The sequence below is a fragment of the Vibrio sp. Vf1514 genome (genome assembly GCF_052076135.1).
Lineage (GTDB): Bacteria > Pseudomonadota > Gammaproteobacteria > Enterobacterales > Vibrionaceae > Vibrio > Vibrio furnissii.
Map to the genome: position 1 here is coordinate 1,057,710 of NZ_CP197267.1, position 20,091 is coordinate 1,077,800.

Sequence of the window (20,091 nt, forward strand, 5' to 3'; positions counted from 1 at the left end):
GAACATGACTCTCTATTCGAATTATTGGATGCTCATTTCGTTCTCGCTCACCGTCTTGTCTGCACCCTATTGGCCGCGGATGCCAAGTTGGGGTTTTGCATTCATTTGCCTAGTCGCTCTGATGGGCACCGTATTAGTCACTCGGCTCAGAGGATGGGGCGGGCTCGCGTTTGCCGTGTTAGTGATAGTAACACATGGCAACGTAATGAGATCTCAATCCAACACTATTTTTCAAGCAGGGCAGGATATTACCATAAAAGGTGAGGTTGACAGCTTTTTTAAGCAAATAAGTTACGGGAATGAAGGCAGTATCGTGGTGAGATCAATTAACGGTCAACAATTGCCCACCTTTCGTCAGCCGATTGTTCGATTGATCGCGCCCATCGCTCTCCATATCGGCGATCAGGTGACGTTTTCAGTCACGGTGAAACCGATTTATGGACGCCTCAATGAAACCGGATTTGATATAGAAGCATACTATCTCAGCCAAGGTTGGGTTGCTCGCGCGACCGTCAAACCGCAGTCGGCGTTTTCGGTCGTCTCTCGACCCAGCTGGCGGGACACTTTGCACCAAAAAATCCAAGTTGCTACGCAACATCTCCAAGCACAAGGCATGATTTTGGCGCTGACGTTTGGCGATCGCAATAGCATTCAGGAAGATGACTGGCGCGCGCTTCGCGACAGCGGATTAATCCATTTGGTTGCGATATCTGGATTGCACATCGGCATGGCTTTCGCTGTGGGTTATTTGTTGGGAAGCGCGTTGATGCGCATCCACGTGAACGCGCTGTGGCTGCCATGGATCGTCGGTCTGCTGATGGCCACGGTGTACGCGTGGTTGGCTGGATTTACCTTGCCGACACAGCGCGCGTTGCTCATGTGTACGCTGAATGTACTATTGACGATGAGCGGGTGGCGCATCACGGCTGTGCAGCGCATTCTGTTGACACTGGGCGCGTTGCTGCTGGTGTCGCCATTTGCGCCGCTGTCGATGAGTTTTTGGTTGTCGTTCTTGGCCGTCGCGGTCGTGCTGTATCAACTTGCGAGTCGTTCATCGACGCAACGTGGATGGCGACAGCTTGTCATAACGCAGTGCACGTTGGTTCTATTGATGACGCCGATCTCTGCGCTGTTTTTCTCTGGTTTTAGCCTATCGTCGGCGCTCTACAACTTGGTGTTTATTCCGTGGTTCAGTGTGGTGATTGTGCCGCTGCTGTTCTTGGGGTTGGTCCTGACGTCGCTGTTTGAGCAAGTCGATTGGATATGGACGCTGATTGATCTCAGCTTTTGGCCTTTGAGTCAGGCATTAACACTCTCTGAATCCAGTTGGGTGGCAGTCAGCCATGCCACCACGTTCGTGTTGTGCGCTGGCGGGATCGGTTGGGTGCTGCGTCCACTACTGAGTCGCGATGCACGAATCGCTGTGGCACTACTCGCGCTTGGCATGTGGGCATTCAATTCGCCCAAGGATCGCTGGCGCATTGATGTGCTTGATGTCGGCCATGGTCTAGCGGTGCTGATTGAGCGCCAGCAGCGCGTGTTGCTCTATGACACCGGCAGTGGCTGGCCTGATGGCAGTTACGTGCGCTCACTGGTGGTGCCACTGCTTCACCAACGTGGCGTGCATCAACTGGATGGGTTGATTATTAGTCATATGGATAGTGATCATGCCGGCGGTTTGGCGGATGCGCAGCAATGGTTGTCTCCGTCATGGATACTGGCCAGTCAACGTCAGCCCCAATGGCGAACGTGTGTTGCAGGGCAACAATGGGATTGGCAGGGGCTGAGATTACAGGCGTTGTGGCCGCCGAAAACGGTCTCTCGCGCACACAATGTGCACTCCTGCGTGCTGAGGCTCAGCGATCCTGAATATGGTCATTCCGTGTTGTTGGCTGGCGATGTGACGGCAGTCGGTGAGTGGTTACTCAGTCGCCAAGCCAAAGATATCAAGAGCGATATCATGATTGTGCCCCATCATGGTAGCAAAACTTCCTCGACCGCTCGCTTTATCGAACACGTGGCGCCGCAGGTGGCCATCGCCTCGCTGGCCAAAGGCAATCAATGGCATCTGCCCGATCAAGACGTGGTTCAACGCTATCAAGCGACTGGAGCAAAGTGGCTGGATACGGGAGAGGTGGGGCAAATCACCCTCAGCTATCGCGCAGAAACTCGTCTATTATCAACATTGCGCCAGTCAGGATATCCCCCTTGGTATAGGCAGATGCTACGTAAAGGGGTAGAATGACCGCAATATTGTCATCAAAATAAAGCTTATTTATGTCACTGAATTCTGACGAAACCACTTGGCAAACTTTTAAACGCTTGTGGACCTATATTCGCCTTTACAAAGCGGGCTTGGTGGTTGCAGTAATCGCACTGGTGGTGAACGCTGTTTCTGATACTTATATGATTTCGTTGTTGAAGCCTTTGCTGGATGAAGGTTTTGGCCAAGCGGAATCCAATTTTCTGAAAACGCTGCCGTTTATCATTCTGGGGTTGATGATGGTGCGCGGCATCAGTAGCTTTGTCTCTTCCTATTGCCTCAGTTGGGTGTCGGGGAATGTGGTGATGTTGATGCGTCGCCGTATTTTCAATCAGTTCATGCACATGCCGGTCAGCTTCTTTGACCGCGAGTCTACGGGCGGATTGCTCTCACGCATTACCTACGATACCGAACAAGTCGCTGGCGCAACCAGTAAAGCGCTGGTGAGCATCGTACGTGAAGGTGCGAGCATTGTCGGCCTCCTCGTGTTGATGTTTTGGAACAGCTGGCAGTTGTCGCTGGTGCTCTTGGTGGTCGCGCCTGTCGTGGCGATGGGGATCAGCGTCGTGTCGAAGCGCTTTCGTAAGATCTCCAAAAGCATGCAAACCACGATGGGGCATGTGACGTCTTCTGCCGAGCAGATGTTGAAAGGCCACAAAGTGGTGCTGAGTTACGGTGGCCAAAACGTGGAAACAAAGCGTTTTGAAACCGTGAGTAATAAGATGCGCCAGCAAACCATGAAGCTGGTTTCCGCGCAGTCCATTGCCAACCCAGTGATTCAAATGATTGCATCAATGGCGCTGGTCGCAGTGCTGTACTTAGCAAGCTTTGATTCCATTCGTGACCAACTGACTCCTGGGACGTTCACGGTGATTTTCTCGGCCATGTTTGGCTTGATGCGTCCACTCAAAGCATTGACCAACGTGACTTCTGATTTCCAACGCGGTATGGCTGCAAGCCAAACGTTGTTCCAACTGATGGCGCTAGAAACCGAAAACGACACCGGTAAATTTGAAACCGATAAAGTGCGCGGTGACATTGCAGTGAAGGATGTGACGTTCACTTACCAAGGCAAAGAGAAGCCCGCGTTGTCGCATGTGAGTTTTACCATTCCACAAGGCAAAACCGTGGCACTGGTTGGGCGTTCTGGGTCGGGTAAGTCGACCATCGCCAATCTGTTTACACGCTTTTATGATGTGGATTCTGGCTCGATCACGCTTGATGAACATGACATTCGCGATTACAAACTGACCAACCTGCGCCAGCATTTTGCTTTGGTTTCGCAAAACGTTCACCTGTTCAACGACACCATTGCCAACAACATTGCGTATGCGGCGGAAGGCAACTACACGCGTGAACAGATTGAAGAAGCGGCGCGTTTGGCGCATGCGATGGACTTCGTGCAGAACATGGATGACGGCTTGGATACCATGATTGGTGAAAATGGTGCGAGCCTGTCTGGTGGTCAGCGCCAACGCATTGCGATTGCGCGAGCTTTGCTGCGCGATGCGCCGGTCTTGATTCTTGATGAAGCGACATCTGCGCTGGACACCGAATCGGAACGTGCGATTCAAGCGGCTCTCGATGAGCTGCAGAAGAACAAAACTGTGCTGGTGATTGCGCACCGCCTGTCGACGATCGAACAAGCCGATGAGATTCTGGTGGTTGATGAGGGCGAAATTATCGAACGCGGTAAGCACGCTGAATTGCTGGCTAAAGATGGTGCTTACGCGCAATTGCACCGCATTCAGTTCGGTGAATAATTCGTGATTGAAAAGATCTGGTTTCAGCGTCACTGGATGTCTTATCTGCTGTGGCCACTATTGTGGCCACTGAGTGTGCTCTTCGCTGCGGTGAGTCGCTCGCGCAGACACCGTTATCAACGTGGCCTAAAACAGAGTTACAAAGCGCCAGTTCCCGTTCTTGTGGTGGGGAATATCACCGCCGGAGGCAACGGTAAAACGCCTGTGGTGGTGTGGCTGGTGGAAACCTTGCAAGCGTTGGGTTACAAGCCGGGGGTGGTGTCTCGCGGTTATGGAGCCAAAGCGCCGTCTTACCCGCTGGTGGTTGATGCGCAAACACCAGCAGCCCATTGTGGCGATGAACCGAAGCTGATTCATCAGCGCACAGGGGCGCCCGTGGCAGTCGATCCAATACGTGCTAATGCAGTGAAGGCGCTCTTGGCGCAGGCGATCGATGTCGTGATCACCGACGATGGCCTTCAGCACTACGCGTTAGAGCGCGATATTGAATTTGTCGTGATCGATGGTGTTCGTCGTTTTGGAAATGAACAGATGATCCCACTTGGCCCACTGCGTGAACCGATTGCTCGGCTCAAAGAGGTTGACTTCATCATGACCAACGGTGGTGTGGCTCAAGATGGTGAAATTGCCATGCGCCTTCAACCTGAGCGGGCTGTCAATTTGGTCACGGGGGAGAAAGTGTCGGTCAGTGAACTGACCAATCTGGTTGCTTGGGCGGGGATTGGACACCCACCTCGCTTCTTCAACACATTAGAACAGCTCGGCGCAACCCCGGTGGTGACGCATGGGTTTGCAGACCATAAAGAATTTGATGTCTCTGAACTGCGCGTATTAGCCAGTCGCGGAGACCATGTCATCATGACAGAAAAAGATGCCGTCAAATGCACCGGCTTTGCCGAGAACAACTGGTGGTATTTACCTGTTTCAGCGGAAATTGCCGCCGAAGATAAACAGTGCATTCTGGAAACAATTAAAGAGGTAATGGAACAGTATGGATCACCGTCTGCTTGAAATCGTGGCTTGCCCAGTCTGTAAAGGCAAACTGACGTACGATAAAGATCACCAAGAGCTGATTTGTAAATTGGATCGCCTCGCTTACCCGATTAAAGAAGGGATTCCAGTGCTGCTGGAAAATGAAGCTCGCACCATGTCGATGGATGAGGGGCGCTAATGTCGTTTACGGTTGTCATTCCTGCGCGCTACCAGTCGACGCGTTTACCGGGCAAACCGCTGGCGGATATCGCAGGCAAGCCAATGGTGCAATGGGTCTATGAACAAGCGATGCAAGCGGGCGCGGATCGCGTCATTGTCGCGACAGATGATGCGCGAGTAGAACAGGCGGTGAACGCCTTTGGCGGCACAGTATGCATGACATCGCCGGACCACCAGTCAGGTACTGAACGCTTGGCCGAAGTGGTGAAACGAATGGGCATCGAAGATGACCACATCATCGTCAATGTACAAGGTGATGAACCGCTGATCCCGCCGAGCATTATTCGTCAAGTGGCCGATAATCTGGCCGCGAGCCAAGCGCCGATGGCAACCCTAGCGGTTGAAATTAGCGATGCCGAAGAGGTGTTTAACCCCAATGCGGTGAAAGTGGTGACCGACAAAGATGGGTATGCGCTGTATTTTAGCCGCTCTTCGATTCCATGGGATCGCGACAACTTTGCCAATGACAAAACCATCGTTCAACCCCTGATGCGTCATATTGGGATCTACGCGTATCGCGCTGGTTTCATCAATACTTACATCCATTGGCAGCCAAGTCAGTTGGAAAAAATTGAAAGCCTCGAACAGCTGCGCGTGCTGTGGTACGGCGAGAAAATCCACGTGGCCGTTGCGCTTGAAGCGCCGCCAGCGGGTGTCGACACGCCAGAAGATTTAGAAGCGGTGCGTCGCATCGTGGGTTAATTGTGTGAGTTCATCGCACGAACCAAATAAGAAAAGCCCCGCAATCGCGGGGCTTTTGATTACAAATTGCATGTTAGATGTTGTGTTTTGCCCGTTTAATTATGACTCTCGAAGTCATTCCTCTTCGGGCAGGTTGCGAGGATCTCTCTTCTTCCTGTTTCCTTGACCTCCTCTAGTTTGACTTCAAAACCCCACAGGCGATGCATGTGTTTCAGCACCTCCTCGTAGCTTGGATCTAAAGGAATACGATCATGCGGTACGTATTGCAGCGTGATGGAACGATCGCCACGCACGTCGACGCTGTAGACCTGAATATTCGGTTCTAAGTTGCTGAGGTTGTATTGAGCGGCCAGTTTCTCCCGGATTTGGCGGTAGCCCAAGTCATCATGGATTGCGCTTACTTCGATAAAGTTTTTGTGGTCATCATCGGAGATAGCGAACAGTTTAAAGTCACGAATGATCTTCGGTGACAGGTATTGGCTAATGAAGCTCTCGTCTTTGAAGTTATGCATCGCGAAGTGGAGCGCTTCCAACCAGTCGGATCCCGCCAATTCAGGGAACCATTCACGGTCTTCATCTGTCGGCTCTTCACAGATGCGTTTGATGTCGCGGAACATGGCAAAGCCTAACGCATAGGGGTTAATGCCACTGTAATACTGACTGTTGTAGGATGGTTGTGCCACAACGCTGGTGTGGCTATGCAAAAACTCAAGAATGAATTTGTCAGACACCAGTCCTTCATCATACAGATGATTGAGAATGGTGTAGTGCCAGAAGGTCGCCCAGCCTTCGTTCATCACTTGCGTTTGCTTTTGCGGATAGAAGTACTGACTCACTTTACGCACAATACGCACAATTTCGCGCTGCCACGGTTCAAGCAGGGGGGCGTGCTTTTCAATGAAATAGAGAATGTTCTCTTGGGGCTCGCTAGGGAAACGATGCTGATTTTCAGTTTCCGCTGTTTTTTTCGGCACGGTCCGCCACAGTTCGTTCACCTGCGATTGCAGATAGGCTTCGCGTTCTTCCTGGCGAGCTTTCTCTTCCGCAATGGATATTTTTTCGGGTCGTTTGTAGCGATCCACACCGTAGTTCATTAAAGCGTGGCAGGAGTCGAGTAACTGTTCCACTTCGGCGACGCCGTACCTCTCTTCACACTGGCTAATGTAGTTCTTGGCAAACAACAAGTAGTCGATGATCGAGCTGGCATCCGTCCACGTTTGGAACAGGTAGTTGCCTTTAAAAAACGAGTTGTGTCCGTAGCACGCATGGGCCATCACCAACGCTTGCATGGTGACGGTGTTTTCCTCCATCAAATAGGCAATACAAGGGTCGGAGTTGATGACAATTTCATAGGCAAGGCCCATTTGGCCGTGCTTGTAGTTCTGCTCTGTTTGAATGAATTTTTTACCGAATGACCAGTGGTTATAGTTAATCGGCATCCCAATGCTGGAGTAGGCATCCATCATCTGTTCTGCGGTGATCACCTCAATCTGATTCTGGTAAGTGTCGAGTTTGTAATGTTCAGCAACCCGTTTAATTTCAACGTGATACTGCTCGAGCAGGTCGAACGTCCAATCCGGTCCATCGGGCAACATATTGCTTTTGGTTTTGCGCTTTGAGGTCGCTTTGGTCTTTGTCGTCATGTGCGCGCTCCCTATGCTGTTTCCTTGTGGAATAGCTCCCTGAACACAGGGAAAATGTCTTCCACATTGCGAATATTCTTCATCGCGAAGTTGTCGAATGAAGGCTGCAGTTTTTCATATTCGTGCCACAGAGTTTGGTGCGAACGTCGCGTGATCTCGATGTACGCGTAGTACTGACAATACGGCAAGAGCTTGTTGGTGAGCAGCTCTTTACAGCGGGGGGAATCATCGGCCCAGTTGTCGCCATCAGATGCTTGTGCGCCGTAAATGTTCCATTCTCCAAGTGGATATCGCGCTTCAATAATTTCGTTCATCAACTTCAAAGCACTGGAGACGATGGTGCCCCCGGTTTCTTGTGAATAGAAGAACTCATGTTCATCGACTTCTTTGGCTTGGGTATGGTGACGAATGAAGACCACTTCCACGTTCTCGTACGTTCGCGTGAGGAATAGATACAACAACACATAAAACCGTTTGGCGATATCTTTGGTGGCTTGATCCATCGAGCCAGATACGTCCATCAAGCAGAACATCACGGCTTGGCTAGAAGGGACGGGTCTCTTTTCATAGTTCTTGAAGCGTAAATCGAACGTATCGATAAACGGCACGCTATCAATTTTGGCGCGTAACGCTTCAATTTCCTGTTTGAGGCGACGTTCTTCCAGCAGCTGCGCCGGTTCGGCGTGCTGAATTCGCTCCAGTTCGGCTTCCAGTTCGTTCATTAAGCGGCGTTTACCTGCGGTCATTGCCGTGCGACGAGCCAAGGATTGTTGCAATGAACGCACCACGGAAATGTTGGCTGGAATCCCGGTGGTTTGGAAGCCGGAACGGTGGGTTTTCCATTCCGTAATTTTGTTGACTTGATTCTTCTTGAGGTTTGGCAGTTCCAGATCCTCAAACAGAATATCTAAATATTCGTCTTTGGAGATTTGGAATACAAAATCGTCTTCGCCTTCACCATCCGGGCTGGCTTCCCCTTCACCTGAGCCGCCCCCTTGGCCACCTTTCGGCCGTTCGATTTTGTCGCCGCGGATGAATTGATCATTTCCCGGGTGCACGCGTTCACGCAGGCCACCTTTGCCTTGATGGAAAACGGGCTCTTTAATGTCACGATGCGGAATAGAAACGTCTTCGCCGGTTTCCGTGTTGGTGATGGAACGACGATTGACGGCATCAGCGACCGATTCCTTGATCTGCTCTTTGTAACGGCGTAAGAAACGCTGTCTGTTGACTGCGCTCTTGTTCTTGCCGTTCAACCTTCTGTCGATAAATTGCGCCATGAGATTCTCCCTGTATACGTCCCCCAGTGAGCGTTGTTCGCTCAAACGACTTCGGGCCTGCCCTGTGTTAGACCAGCAGAAGTGGCATCCTATCCGAATGCCACCGCAACTGAGGCCAGGGCTGATTGACTGCTAAGAGGATTTACGTACGCGTAAATACCACTCAGACAGCAATCGGACTTGCTTCTCTGTGTAGCCCTTCTCCATCATACGGGCGACAAAGTCGTCGTGTTTCTTCTGATCGTCAGAAGAGGTTTTCGCATTGAAGGAGATAACAGGAAGTAACTCTTCGGTATTCGAGAACATTTTTTTCTCGATCACGGTGCGTAGTTTTTCGTAACTGGTCCAAACCGGGTTTTGACCGTTGTTGTTGGCACGCGCACGCAACACGAAGTTGACGATTTCGTTACGGAAATCTTTCGGGTTACTGATGCCGGCCGTTTTCTCGATTTTTTCCAGTTCGCTGTTGAGTGCCGAACGGTCAAACAACTGACCGGTTTCTGGATCGCGGTATTCTTGGTCTTGAATCCAGAAGTCGGCGTAGGTGACGTAGCGATCAAAGATGTTCTGACCGTATTCAGAGTAAGACTCAAGATAAGCGGTCTGAATTTCTTTGCCGATGAATTCAACATAACGCGGTACCAGATACCCTTTGAGGAATTCTAGATAGCGTTCTGCGGTTTCTTGTGGGAACTGTTCGCGCTCGACTTGTTGCTCAATGACGTAGAACAGATGCACTGGGTTGGCGGCCACTTCACTGTGATCGAAGTTAAACACGCGAGACAAAATTTTGAACGCGAAACGGGTCGACAGCCCCGACATCCCTTCATCGACGCCGGCGTAATCACGATATTCCTGATAGCTTTTTGCTTTCGGGTCGGTGTCTTTGAGTGTTTCACCATCGTAGACCCGCATTTTCGAGAACACGGACGAGTTCTCGGGGGTTTTTAGGCGTGACAGTACGCTGAACTGGGCCAGTAGATCCAAGGTGCTTGGCGCGCAAGGGGCTTGCGACAGCTCACTGTGATCCAGCAGTTTTTGGTAGATTTTGACTTCTTCCGACACACGCAGACAGTAAGGCACTTTGACGATGTATACACGGTCGAGGAACGCCTCGTTGTTTTTGTTGTTACGGAAGGTTTGCCATTCGGACTCGTTCGAGTGCGCCAGAATCATGCCGTCAAACGGCAGGGCAGAGAGGCCTTCGGTCCCGTTGTAGTTGCCTTCCTGCGTGGCAGTTAGTAGGGGATGCAGCACTTTGATCGGTGCTTTAAACATCTCAACGAATTCCATCAAACCTTGGTTGGCTCGACACAATGCGCCGGAGTAGCTGTAGGCATCTGGATCATCTTGTGAGAAGTGCTCGAGTTTACGAATGTCGACTTTACCGACCAGTGATGAAATATCTTGGTTGTTCTCGTCGCCCGGTTCGGTTTTGGCGACCGCAATTTGGTCGAGAATCGAAGGACGGACTTTGACGACTTTAAATTTGGTGATGTCGCCACCGAATTCGTGTAGGCGTTTGGCTGCCCAAGGCGACATGATTGAACGCAGATAGCGTTTTTCAATACCATATTCCTGTTTCAATAGGTCACCGTCTTCGGTGACGTCAAACAGGCAAAATGGGTGGTCATTCACCGGGCTGCGCTCCCCGTTGACGGATAACACATAAATCGGCATTTGTTGCATCAAGGCTTTGAGTTTTTCAGCCAGTGATGATTTACCCCCGCCCACTGGGCCGAGTAAGTACAAAATTTGTTTCCGCTCTTCCAATCCTTGGGCCGCGTGTTTGAGGTAAGAGACGATTTGTTCGATAGCGTCTTCCATCCCGTAGAAGTCTTCGAACGTTTTGTAGCGAGAAATCACACGGTTTGAAAAGATTCGGCTAAGTCGTGGGTGTTTCGATGTATCGACAAACTCAGGTTCGCCGATGGCCATTAGCAAGCGCTCCGCTGCATTGGCGTAAGCACTTTTGTCTTCTTTACACAGAGCTAGAAACTCCTGAATGGAAAGCTCTTCGTCCTTGGCTGCTTCATAGCGTGCCTGAAAGTGGTCAAAAATACTCATAGTGATTCCCCTCTGAAAATGTCGTGATGACATACAACCGCTTAAAAACACAAATCCCTAACAAATTAAGCCTAGTTCGCAATTGTCGATTTTGCTTAGAGATTATGTATTTATTTCAAATTCGTGACTGGAATGACGTCTTTTCTATTATCTATTTTTACGATGAATACGAGCGAAATGTTCAATTGATTCTGCAGGAGAATGCGAGGCGTTTTCGCTGAAATTGGCACTTCGCTGACTGAAAATTGGCGAATTTCCGGTCAAAGATTGTGTGCTGGGGGGACACGTCGTATCATTTGTCTCTCATCCTTTTTATACAATAATTTCACAAGGTCAGTATGCGCTATCCAATTTTCAAAGCGGCTTGGGCGGTTTCGGCTCTCGCGGCTTCATCCTTTGCACACGCAGAAATGAACCAATGGTCAGTCGGGGTTGCTGCGGCATACTCACCTGCGGTGTATAAAGATACGTCGTCAAACCGTACGGTCATTCCTGTGATTGGCTATGAAGGTGAACACCTATTTTTGCGTGGTTTTACCGCCGGTTATCGTTTGATGCCGATGGGCTCTGAACAGAACATTGTGTTTCGTTTGGCCTACGACCCACGCACACTCAAACCGGAAGATTCGGATGACCCGCAAATCCGGTTGTTGGATAAGCGCAAGTCGACGGTACTCGGTGGTGTGAGTTATCAGCTCCGTACCTTGGTGGGCATGTGGGAAGCCTCGGTGGGCGCCGATGTGGCTGGTCGTCACAACGGGATGTACGGTGAAATTGCTTGGCGTTTGCCGCTGCGTTTCTCGAACTGGGGCATTACGCCGGCGATCGGTTATTCATACAACTCCGACAAACTCAACAACCACTTGTACGGCGTCTCGGCCAGTGAATCGGCACGCAGCGGTTTGCAAGAATATGATGCCGGATGGGATGGGCAGTACTTTATCGGTGCGTCAGCCTACTGGTCGATTACGCGCAGCGTACGTGTCAATGGCGGCATTCGTTACTCTAACCTCGACAGTGATTTGTCTGACAGCCCCGTGGTTGGCCGCGATACCAGCGTGATGGGCACTTTGGGCATCGCTTACGTGTTCTAATGGCGGGTGAGCAAAGGCGATGACATCGTTGCATGCTCACGATGAGGTTTGAATCATGACAAAAGGCTGGGATTCCCAGCCTTTTTCGTTCCGCTTATGCGTTAAAAATCTGTCTCAGTTCACTGGCAGACAAGTGGTATTGACGTGGGCAGTTGCGCCACGTGGTCAACATACGGCGATATTTCTCCTGCATTGGCATTTGGCTGTTGAAGTGGTGATCGCCTTTATCGAATTGCGGGTAGAGGCCTTCAGCGTTCACAAGGAAGCGAACGTAATTCACCAATTGTGCTTCCGACGCAATGTCGTAGCCAAGGTAGTTCAGGCGACGAACATCCACATCTTTGCGCTCATCCTCTTCCAACATGTTGAACGACTCTTGCATCGCGTGGTACATCTCCATGATGTCGATCACTTCGCGGCATTGCGCTTCAGAGATGCAGCCAAACTCTTTATTCAGTTCGCACATCTGCAACTCGTAACCACGTTCAACGATGGTTTGCAGACGTTTGTATTTGGCAGCGTTCTGCGGATCAAGCTGAGACATTAATGTGTATTGGTTAGACAGGATCAGACGTTGTGCGTTTGTCATTTCCATAGCTGGCCTCACTAAAAGTTAAACTGTGTCATTTTTTTCTGAGTTAAGGTTAACAGTACGGGTAGGCCTGAAACATGATCTCAACACGGATTTAATGGAGAAAGTACAAAATATCTGCATCTTTTATCGTTTTCGTTGAGGCAGTGCTCGGTGCGCAGCGTGTCGTCGTTGGCGGCCTGCGGGACTTACTTGTGATAGTGATTGTAGATGTAATCTCGATCGGAAAAGACGCGTAACCATTCGGGCTTAAACACACAAAGAATCGCCAGTGCCATGCCGTTGAGCAGGCCTTCAGGAAACGCCAATAACGGGACAAGAATCAGATAATTGTCGTAGATGGTTTGCCAATCGTGCACGCCTAATGCCAGTTGGTAGAGCGTGTTCAGCAGCAAATGCAAACTGCCGGTCATTCCGCCATTAAAAAAGCCCGCAACGAAGATGAACACAAAGATGTTACGGGGCAGGTAGTGATAGCTGAGCGCGAAAATTGCGTAGCTGATGAGAATGGGCAGCAGCGCAGAAAGTAGCAAATATTCGGGCACGTCATACACACCCAGTTTCCCCACCACGACCAGTGCGGCGGTGACGGGAATGGTGAGAAGGAATGCGCAGCGCCAGCCATACATCATCGTCAGGGTGGTGAGGGCAAGGAAGTGAATGTGTAACCCTTCTTTGACGCTGGCTTGTGCGGACCAAAGCAAAAACAGGGCAAACATCACGAAATAGGTGAGGTGCTGAAATGTTTTCTCATGCGTGAATTTGGGCCAGAACGAAGTCCGGACATCACGTGCAGTCCCTACAATAAACAGTAGGATCACGACCAGCGAGGCCAATTCTTCCAGTTGCACGCGAACTCCTTTCCATAAAAATACCAGCGCTATGGCTGGTATTTTTTACGATTCGCGCGTGGGATTGAATCAGTATTTTACGTTTGAGTGATACTGCTCAAGGATTGACACGATTTTATCCATGGTTTCTTTGCTCGGTGGGTTCACACCTTCCAGTGGATACGTTTCACCCATCGCTTCCCATTTGTGAGCGCCCAATTTGTGGTATGGCAACAATTCGATTTTTTCGACGTTGTCCATGTCTTGAATAAATTGACCTAGCAGGTGCGCCGATTCTTCATCGTCCGTGTAGCCAGGAACGACCACGTAACGAATCCACGTCTTCTTGCCCATCTTTTGCAGATAGCGGGCAAAATCCAGTGTGCGTTTGTTCGATACGCCAATCAGATCTTGGTGAATTTCGTCTTGCATCTGTTTGATATCAAGCATCACCAAATCGGTCACGTCCAAGACTTCATCGATTACAGGGGTGTATTTACGAATGTAGCCATTGGTGTCAAGACAGGTATGAATCCCTTCAGCTTGTGCAGCGCGGAAAAAGTCGCGCACGAATTCCGGTTGCAGCATCGATTCACCGCCCGAACACGTCACGCCGCCGCCAGATGCGTTCATAAAGTGACGATAAGACTTCGCTTCTGCGATGATTTCTTCAACAGACACTTCTTTACCTGTGTGGGTATCCCAAGTGTCTCGGTTGTGGCAGTACTTACAACGGAATAAGCAACCTTGCAGAAAAATAATGAATCGAATGCCGGGGCCATCAACAGTGCCGCAAGATTCAAATGAATGGATACGACCAGTAGTAGACATAAGCTGCTCTCGTTTGCTGAATGTGTTCGTTATTTTATTACAAAAGGTAGGGTTTAAATAGGTTTTCCTTGTCCAATCTGTTGGCGACGAACGTTGGGCATAAAAATAATCGATTATAGATAAAATTATGTTATAAACTTGTTATTAATTATAAGAAAAGCAAACACAAGATTTACGTTTTCCTTGATGTCGTCAGTCATTTGCACCGTGGTAAGGAATGAATGCATGGAAGTATTTAATCTCTCTCAAAAACAGAAAATCATCGCGTTTATCGTGATTCTTTGTATCGGGTTTAGTGCGTTGGGGGTTTACACCGCCAGCAGCTTGTCGAGCATGAGCGCGCAGTATCAACAAAGCCGAAAAATCACCACCGGCGCGGTCGCTATCCACGCCACTCAAGCTAAATTGCTGACGTTGGCTGCCGAACGTGATGATCTCAGCGCCGCCCAAGTGAGCGAGACCACCACTCAGCTCAGTGAATTGCTGTCGGAAGTGGCCAACGATGTACAGTTTCTACAATCGAGCGGATTGAATGATGAAGCCAATCAACTCGGCCAAGCCACTCAGGAATTTGGTGATGCGCTGCGCCCTTGGATGAACATCAAATCGGAGCTGGGCTTTAATGTTGAAGAAGGCAAACTCGGGGAACTGAAATCACTGGCCGGAACCATTGAAAAGAAAATTGCAGAAACCGGCATGGTGACGTTGAACTCGGACTTTCAAGCGATGATCAAAGCGCAACAAAATTATCTGTTGCAACCCAACGATCAAAACCTCAAGTTGTTTAACCGCGCCATGGCTGGATTCGTCAACATGTCGAATACCTACGCCATGCTAGAGCTGTATGAAAAAGAGGTTGAGCAGTTCAAAGCGACGTTCGCGCGCGTCAGTGAGTTGTCTCAGCAGGTGAAAGTGCAGGAAGCGGCATTGGTGAACAGTGAAATGCAAGCGCAGTCGCTCATTGAATCGATTTCTGAAAAACTCGAAACCATGAGTGGTCGCTATCAAAGCGCGGCAGACCGAGCGGGCAGCAATACGTTGTGGTCGGTGCTGGTGGCTTGCGCGGTGTTGGCGGTGATCACCATTTCCATTTTTGTGATGCTCAGTCTTTCGTTGTCGCGTTCGTTGTCGCAAACCAAAGCGATTTTGGAACGTTTATCCGGCGGCGATTTGTCGCAACGTTTGACCATTACGCGCAATGCCAACGATGAATTTAATCAACTGGCGGTGGCGATCAACCAAAGCTGTGAGAACCTGGGTGAGTTGGTCAAAGCGGTGCAAGATCGCAGCCAAGCGTTGTCCGGTGATGCGGCTGAGCTCAATGCCGGGGTGGACAACTTGGCGCGCAGTCAGTCGGATATCTTGGGGCAGACACAATTGTTAGCGTCCGCCACAGAAGAGGTGAGTGTCACCACGCAAGAAGTGTCGAATTCACTGGAGTTTGTGTCGGATGTGAGTAAATCCTCGACCCAAGCGGCAGAAGATGGTTCGAAAGTTATCGCCGCGGCAATTGGTTCGCTGGAAGACGTAGGCAAAATTTTGAGCTCGGCAGCAGGGCACATTCAACAGCTTGAACAAGCGTCGTCGAAAGTTGATTCCGTAATGGAAATCATCAATGGCATTGCTGAGCAAACCAACTTATTGGCGCTCAACGCGGCGATTGAAGCAGCCCGGGCTGGCGAGCAGGGAAGAGGTTTTGCCGTGGTGGCTGATGAAGTTCGCAGCTTAGCGGTGCGCACGGTTGATGCGGTGACCGAGATTTCCGGCACCATTGAAACGATGAAAAAAGAGAGCGCTGAGGTGATTCAGTACATTGGTCAGTCCGAGCACAGCATGAAGACCGGCCAAGAGCGCGGGATGGAAGCGATGGAAGCGCTGACGCACATTACTGAAAAGGCGGAACAAGCGGCCCATCAAACAGAGGTGATTTTTGCGTCGATGAAAGAGCTGGCAACCACCAGTCAATCGATGGCCGACAGTATGACGCAGATTTCCAGTGCGATGAAACAGCTGGAAGAAAACAACGATCAGTTGCGTTCAACCAGCCAGATTGTGGATCAGCGTTCGACCAGTCTAAACAGCGATTGTCAGCGCTTTACGATTTAACTGGCATCAATTGACTCATCGATGCAATCATCGATCAGAAAAAGCCATAGAGTGTAAAAGAGCCGGTACTGTGTAGAGCGTCCCGGCTCTCTTTATATTCCGCGCTGTTGGCAGCAACCGCAAGGCTCGCCCCCATTCGTGAACCGTACCAAGCGGCGCCAAAGACGGCTGTCGCTTGAACCGGTTCGACAGTGACTTCGTAGTAATTGGGTTCGTGGTCTAAGTCGTTCAGCGGTCGGTGCCCTTCAATGGTTAAATCGTTAAAGCGATATCGTGCTTCAATACCCGTGTAAACAAACCACCCTTGGCTGGATGCGCCAATCATGCCGGGCAAAAATGGCTTTTCTGCGGAGATTTGCGCGCTGCCAAAGTTGCCTGCGAGATCTTGTCCCCAGCGCAGCATGATGCCAGTGGCGATGTCGCTACGAAAGTTACCTACATTCACTTCCGACACGTTGGAGACGTCCCACTCCAAGCCATGCCAAGTCCTTGAACGCATCCAATTAAAATGGCCGAGATAACCGACGCTGCCTGCGACTTTATCTTCCACTTGATAATCCCAACCGTTGGGATCGTCGGAGTTGGTGATGCTATGTACTAGGGTTTGTGCGCGCTCCGAGAGCGAGCTGTCGCCTGTGGTACCGATCGTCAGGTTAAAGCGCTGTGCTTGTTGCGGGTGAAGGCTGAGGTAGTTGAACTCCGCATGCAAATAACCCGCATAAGGACGTTCGTTGGCTTGCGGTTTTTCCAAGGTAATGTCGGCTGGAGTCCACATTTTGTGGCCCACGCTGATTTCCCATTTATCAAGGCTGCTGGCTCCCCAAGCGGACACGCTTAAGGGCTTTACCCACCAAGGGGGACGAATGCCTTGAGAAGTATAGGTGAAAAAAATACCGTTGGTGTAATCTTCATCAACCCCAAAAATGCCGTCATTGTCCAAGTGCATCGACAAGGTGGCTTGCGTGGAAGCCAATGCTGGCCCGCAAAGCAAAGTAAGAGGTAATAGGCGCAATAACTTCATAGAAGGCTACATCATTCCGTCAGAGAGTGATGATGGTAGCGTAAAAGTCGATTCAAGTATGAATAAAGCGGATTTGATGCAGTGGAATTGAGGTGTAGGTTACATTAATATGCAACTTGTTTATTTAACTGATTTTTAGATTGAAATAAAAGAAAATCCCCGCTCAATGAGCGGGGATTGATCATCGACTATGTCGAGACTGAAACTTATAGTGATTCAGTGAAAGTACGAGCGATAACGTCTTGCTGCTGTTCAGTAGTCAGAGAGTTAAAGCGTACTGCGTAACCAGATACACGGATAGTCAGTTGTGGGTACTTCTCTGGGTGTTTCACTGCGTCTAGCAGAGTTTCACGGTTCAGTACGTTCACGTTTAGGTGCTGACCACCTTCGATGCCAGATTCGTGGTGGAAGTAACCATCCATCAGACCAGCAAGGTTAGCGCGTTGTGAGCCTTCTTCTTTACCCAGTGCGTTTGGCACGATAGAGAAGGTGTAAGAGATACCGTCTTTAGCGTGTGCAAATGGTAGTTTACCTACTGAAGTCAGTGATGCAACAGCACCTTTCTCATCACGGCCGTGCATTGGGTTTGCACCAGGACCGAATGGAGCGCCAGCACGACGACCGTCAGGTGTGTTACCAGTTTTTTTACCGTATACCACGTTTGAAGTGATAGTCAGGATAGACTGAGTAGGAATCGCGTTGCGGTAAGTTTTCAGTTCACGAATCTTGTTCATGAATACTTCAACTAGTTGACATGCGATGTCATCAACACGTGCATCGTTGTTACCGAATTTAGGGTAATCGCCTTCGATTTCGAAATCGACTGCAACGCCATCTTCGTCACGGATTGGTTTAACAGTTGCGTATTTGATTGCAGACAGAGAGTCAGCAGCAACAGACAGACCAGCGATACCACAAGCCATTGTACGTTTAACATCACGATCGTGCAGTGCCATCAGTGACGCTTCGTAGCTGTATTTGTCGTGCATGAAGTGGATAGCGTTCAATGCAGTGACGTATTGTTTTGCCAACCAGTCCATGAAGTGGTCCATTTTGTCCCATACTTCATCGTAATCCAGAACTTCTGAAGTGATTTTTGGCATTTTAGGACCAACTTGTGCTTTAGATTTTTCATCCACACCACCGTTGATGGTGTAAAGCATAGTTTTCGCCAAGTTTGCACGAGCACCGAAGAACTGCATTTGTTTACCAACAACCATTGGAGATACACAACATGCGATCGCGTAGTCGTCAGAATCGAAGTCTGGGCGCATCAAATCGTCGTTTTCGTATTGGATAGAAGACGTGTCGATTGAAACTTTTGCACAGAATTTTTTGAAGCCTTCTGGCAGTTTTTCAGACCAAAGTACAGTGATGTTTGGCTCTGGAGAAGGACCCATGGTGTATAGGCTGTTCAGGAAGCGGAAGTTAGTTTTGCTAACTAGAGTACGGCCGTCAAGACCCATACCACCGATAGATTCAGTTGCCCAGATTGGGTCGCCAGAGAACAGTTCATCGTACTCAGGAGTACGTAGGAAACGAACCATACGCAGTTTCATCACGAAATGGTCGATCATTTCTTGCGCTTGTTCTTCAGTGATTGTGCCTGCTTTCAGGTCACGTTCGATGTACACGTCTAGGAAAGTCGAAGTACGACCTAGAGACATTGCAGCACCGTTTTGTGATTTAACTGCAGCTAGGTAGCCGAAGTAAGTCCATTGGATTGCTTCTTGTGCAGTTTCTGCTGGGCGACCGATGTCAAAACCGTATTTCGCAGCCATTTTTTTGATTTGGCCAAGAGCACGGTGTTGCTCTGCGATTTCTTCACGCAGTTGCATGGTCATTTGCAGATCTTCGCCGTTTTCAAACTGCTCTTGTAGAGAAGTGAATTGAGCGAATTTGTCAGCCATCAGGAAGTCGATACCGTAAAGTGCGATACGACGGTAGTCACCGATGATACGACCACGGCCGTATGCGTCTGGAAGACCAGTCAGTACGCCTGATTTACGACAAGCAAGAATTGCTGGTGTGTAGATGTCAAATACACCTTGGTTGTGAGTTTTACGGTACTCGGTGTAGATTTTTTTAACTTCAGGGTCTAGTTCACGGCCGTAAGCGTGGCAAGAACTCTCAACCATGCGGATACCACCGTTAGGGATAAGAGCACGTTTCAGAGGTTTTTCGGTTTGAAGACCAACGATTGTTTCTAGGTCTTTATTGATGTAGCCCGCATCGTGAGCTGTGATGGTAGAGATAACAGAAGTATCGAAATCAACAGGAGCGTGAGTTGAGTTTTCTTGTTTGATACCTTCCATTACTTGTGCCCAAAGCTTGTTAGTTGCTTCGGTGCCTTCAGAAACTAGGAAAGATTCGTCACCCTCGTAAGGAGTGTAGTTCTTTTGAATAAAATCACGAACATTGACTTCGTTTTGCCAGTCACCTGCTGCAAAACCTTCCCAAGCTTTAGCAAATTGCTCTGCCATGACATACCTACCTTTTTAGTAGAAAAAACACGTACTGTTTCGCCGTTGAGCCAGCTATCCTGCATGTAATGCGGGAGGCAGTACACTCATTGAATAACAATATCTATATTCAATCTATACGCAAAAATTATACTCATCTGTTTGAATATAGATATTGTTATTTGTTCCCCTTGATTGGCAATGTAAGCTAAAAAAAACTCGTAA

General features: G+C 49.5%; 15 protein-coding genes. 7 read left to right on the forward strand and 8 right to left on the reverse strand.

Annotated features, from left to right (window positions below):
* Positions 1-4 precede the first annotated feature (4 nt).
* Genes ACS18Q_RS04905 through kdsB form a run of 5 tightly spaced genes read left to right on the forward strand, consistent with a single transcriptional unit; the run spans position 5 to position 5,940 of the window.
* Positions 5-2,245, forward strand: a complete 2,241-nt coding sequence (locus ACS18Q_RS04905; protein ID WP_441257474.1) for a DNA internalization-related competence protein ComEC/Rec2 — start codon at positions 5-7, stop codon at positions 2,243-2,245.
* 32 nt (positions 2,246-2,277) lie between these two features.
* Positions 2,278-4,026 (forward strand): lipid A ABC transporter ATP-binding protein/permease MsbA, encoded by a 1,749-nt coding sequence (msbA, locus tag ACS18Q_RS04910; RefSeq protein WP_004726451.1) that lies wholly within the window; start codon positions 2,278-2,280, stop codon positions 4,024-4,026.
* 3 nt (positions 4,027-4,029) lie between these two features.
* Positions 4,030-5,037 carry a tetraacyldisaccharide 4'-kinase gene (gene lpxK / locus ACS18Q_RS04915; RefSeq protein WP_441257475.1) on the forward strand — a complete coding sequence of 336 codons (1,008 nt, stop codon included), beginning with the start codon at positions 4,030-4,032 and terminating at the stop codon, positions 5,035-5,037.
* Positions 5,018-5,197: a Trm112 family protein gene (locus ACS18Q_RS04920; protein WP_004726449.1), complete on the forward strand. Its 180-nt coding sequence runs from the start codon at positions 5,018-5,020 to the stop codon at positions 5,195-5,197. Before lpxK ends, ACS18Q_RS04920 begins: the two co-directional genes overlap by 20 nt.
* The gene (gene kdsB, locus ACS18Q_RS04925; protein WP_441257476.1) at positions 5,197-5,940 is read left to right on the forward strand and encodes a 3-deoxy-manno-octulosonate cytidylyltransferase; all 744 of its coding nucleotides are present in this window, start codon (positions 5,197-5,199) and stop codon (positions 5,938-5,940) included. The genes ACS18Q_RS04920 and kdsB overlap by 1 nt, the downstream gene beginning before the upstream one ends.
* A 95-nt stretch (positions 5,941-6,035) precedes the next feature.
* Here kdsB and ACS18Q_RS04930 read toward each other — a convergent pair whose 3' ends face one another.
* From ACS18Q_RS04930 to ACS18Q_RS04940, 3 genes are all read right to left on the reverse strand, one after another.
* A complete protein-coding gene (locus tag ACS18Q_RS04930) occupies positions 6,036-7,583 on the reverse strand; it encodes a SpoVR family protein (RefSeq protein ID WP_004726447.1) in 1,548 nt (515 codons plus the stop codon).
* Between the two features lie 11 nt (positions 7,584-7,594).
* Positions 7,595-8,863, reverse strand: a complete 1,269-nt coding sequence (locus ACS18Q_RS04935) for a YeaH/YhbH family protein (RefSeq protein ID WP_441257477.1) — start codon at positions 8,861-8,863, stop codon at positions 7,595-7,597.
* Positions 8,864-8,995: 132 nt separating this feature from the next.
* The gene (locus ACS18Q_RS04940) at positions 8,996-10,930 is read right to left on the reverse strand and encodes a PrkA family serine protein kinase (RefSeq protein ID WP_004726445.1); all 1,935 of its coding nucleotides are present in this window, start codon (positions 10,928-10,930) and stop codon (positions 8,996-8,998) included.
* A gap of 338 nt (positions 10,931-11,268) precedes the next feature.
* Here ACS18Q_RS04940 and ACS18Q_RS04945 point away from each other — a divergent pair, with 338 nt between their 5' ends.
* The gene (locus ACS18Q_RS04945) at positions 11,269-12,024 is read left to right on the forward strand and encodes a MipA/OmpV family protein (protein ID WP_055466346.1); all 756 of its coding nucleotides are present in this window, start codon (positions 11,269-11,271) and stop codon (positions 12,022-12,024) included.
* Between the two features lie 94 nt (positions 12,025-12,118).
* Here ACS18Q_RS04945 and ACS18Q_RS04950 read toward each other — a convergent pair whose 3' ends face one another.
* The 3 genes from ACS18Q_RS04950 to pflA form a co-directional block, all read right to left on the reverse strand.
* The gene (locus tag ACS18Q_RS04950) at positions 12,119-12,619 is read right to left on the reverse strand and encodes a YfbU family protein (RefSeq protein WP_004726443.1); all 501 of its coding nucleotides are present in this window, start codon (positions 12,617-12,619) and stop codon (positions 12,119-12,121) included.
* A gap of 185 nt (positions 12,620-12,804) precedes the next feature.
* Complete coding sequence (locus ACS18Q_RS04955; RefSeq protein ID WP_395212271.1) at positions 12,805-13,443, reverse strand: energy-coupling factor ABC transporter permease; 639 nt, start codon at positions 13,441-13,443, stop codon at positions 12,805-12,807.
* A 93-nt stretch (positions 13,444-13,536) separates the two neighbouring features.
* A complete protein-coding gene (pflA, locus tag ACS18Q_RS04960; protein ID WP_004726441.1) occupies positions 13,537-14,277 on the reverse strand; it encodes a pyruvate formate lyase 1-activating protein in 741 nt (246 codons plus the stop codon).
* A 225-nt stretch (positions 14,278-14,502) separates the two neighbouring features.
* Here pflA and ACS18Q_RS04965 point away from each other — a divergent pair, with 225 nt between their 5' ends.
* Positions 14,503-16,383: a methyl-accepting chemotaxis protein gene (locus ACS18Q_RS04965; RefSeq protein WP_441257478.1), complete on the forward strand. Its 1,881-nt coding sequence runs from the start codon at positions 14,503-14,505 to the stop codon at positions 16,381-16,383.
* A gap of 34 nt (positions 16,384-16,417) precedes the next feature.
* On the opposite strand, the gene ACS18Q_RS04970 is transcribed toward ACS18Q_RS04965, so the two are convergent.
* A complete protein-coding gene (locus tag ACS18Q_RS04970; protein WP_441257479.1) occupies positions 16,418-17,404 on the reverse strand; it encodes a lipid A deacylase LpxR family protein in 987 nt (328 codons plus the stop codon).
* Positions 17,405-17,610: 206 nt separating this feature from the next.
* A complete protein-coding gene (gene pflB / locus ACS18Q_RS04975) occupies positions 17,611-19,887 on the reverse strand; it encodes a formate C-acetyltransferase (RefSeq protein ID WP_143679211.1) in 2,277 nt (758 codons plus the stop codon).
* Between the last annotated feature and the right edge of the window lie 204 nt (positions 19,888-20,091).

Coding starts and splice junctions, on each gene's coding strand:
- ACS18Q_RS04970 (WP_441257479.1), bottom strand. CDS start 17,404: ATGAAGTTATTGCGCCTATTACCTCTTACTTTGCTTTGCGGGCCAGCA.
- kdsB (WP_441257476.1), top strand. CDS start 5,197: ATGTCGTTTACGGTTGTCATTCCTGCGCGCTACCAGTCGACGCGTTTA.
- msbA (WP_004726451.1), top strand. CDS start 2,278: ATGTCACTGAATTCTGACGAAACCACTTGGCAAACTTTTAAACGCTTG.
- ACS18Q_RS04950 (WP_004726443.1), bottom strand. CDS start 12,619: ATGGAAATGACAAACGCACAACGTCTGATCCTGTCTAACCAATACACA.
- ACS18Q_RS04935 (WP_441257477.1), bottom strand. CDS start 8,863: ATGGCGCAATTTATCGACAGAAGGTTGAACGGCAAGAACAAGAGCGCA.
- pflB (WP_143679211.1), bottom strand. CDS start 19,887: ATGGCAGAGCAATTTGCTAAAGCTTGGGAAGGTTTTGCAGCAGGTGAC.
- ACS18Q_RS04920 (WP_004726449.1), top strand. CDS start 5,018: ATGGATCACCGTCTGCTTGAAATCGTGGCTTGCCCAGTCTGTAAAGGC.
- ACS18Q_RS04945 (WP_055466346.1), top strand. CDS start 11,269: ATGCGCTATCCAATTTTCAAAGCGGCTTGGGCGGTTTCGGCTCTCGCG.
- pflA (WP_004726441.1), bottom strand. CDS start 14,277: ATGTCTACTACTGGTCGTATCCATTCATTTGAATCTTGCGGCACTGTT.
- ACS18Q_RS04940 (WP_004726445.1), bottom strand. CDS start 10,930: ATGAGTATTTTTGACCACTTTCAGGCACGCTATGAAGCAGCCAAGGAC.
- ACS18Q_RS04930 (WP_004726447.1), bottom strand. CDS start 7,583: ATGACGACAAAGACCAAAGCGACCTCAAAGCGCAAAACCAAAAGCAAT.
- ACS18Q_RS04965 (WP_441257478.1), top strand. CDS start 14,503: ATGGAAGTATTTAATCTCTCTCAAAAACAGAAAATCATCGCGTTTATC.
- ACS18Q_RS04905 (WP_441257474.1), top strand. CDS start 5: ATGACTCTCTATTCGAATTATTGGATGCTCATTTCGTTCTCGCTCACC.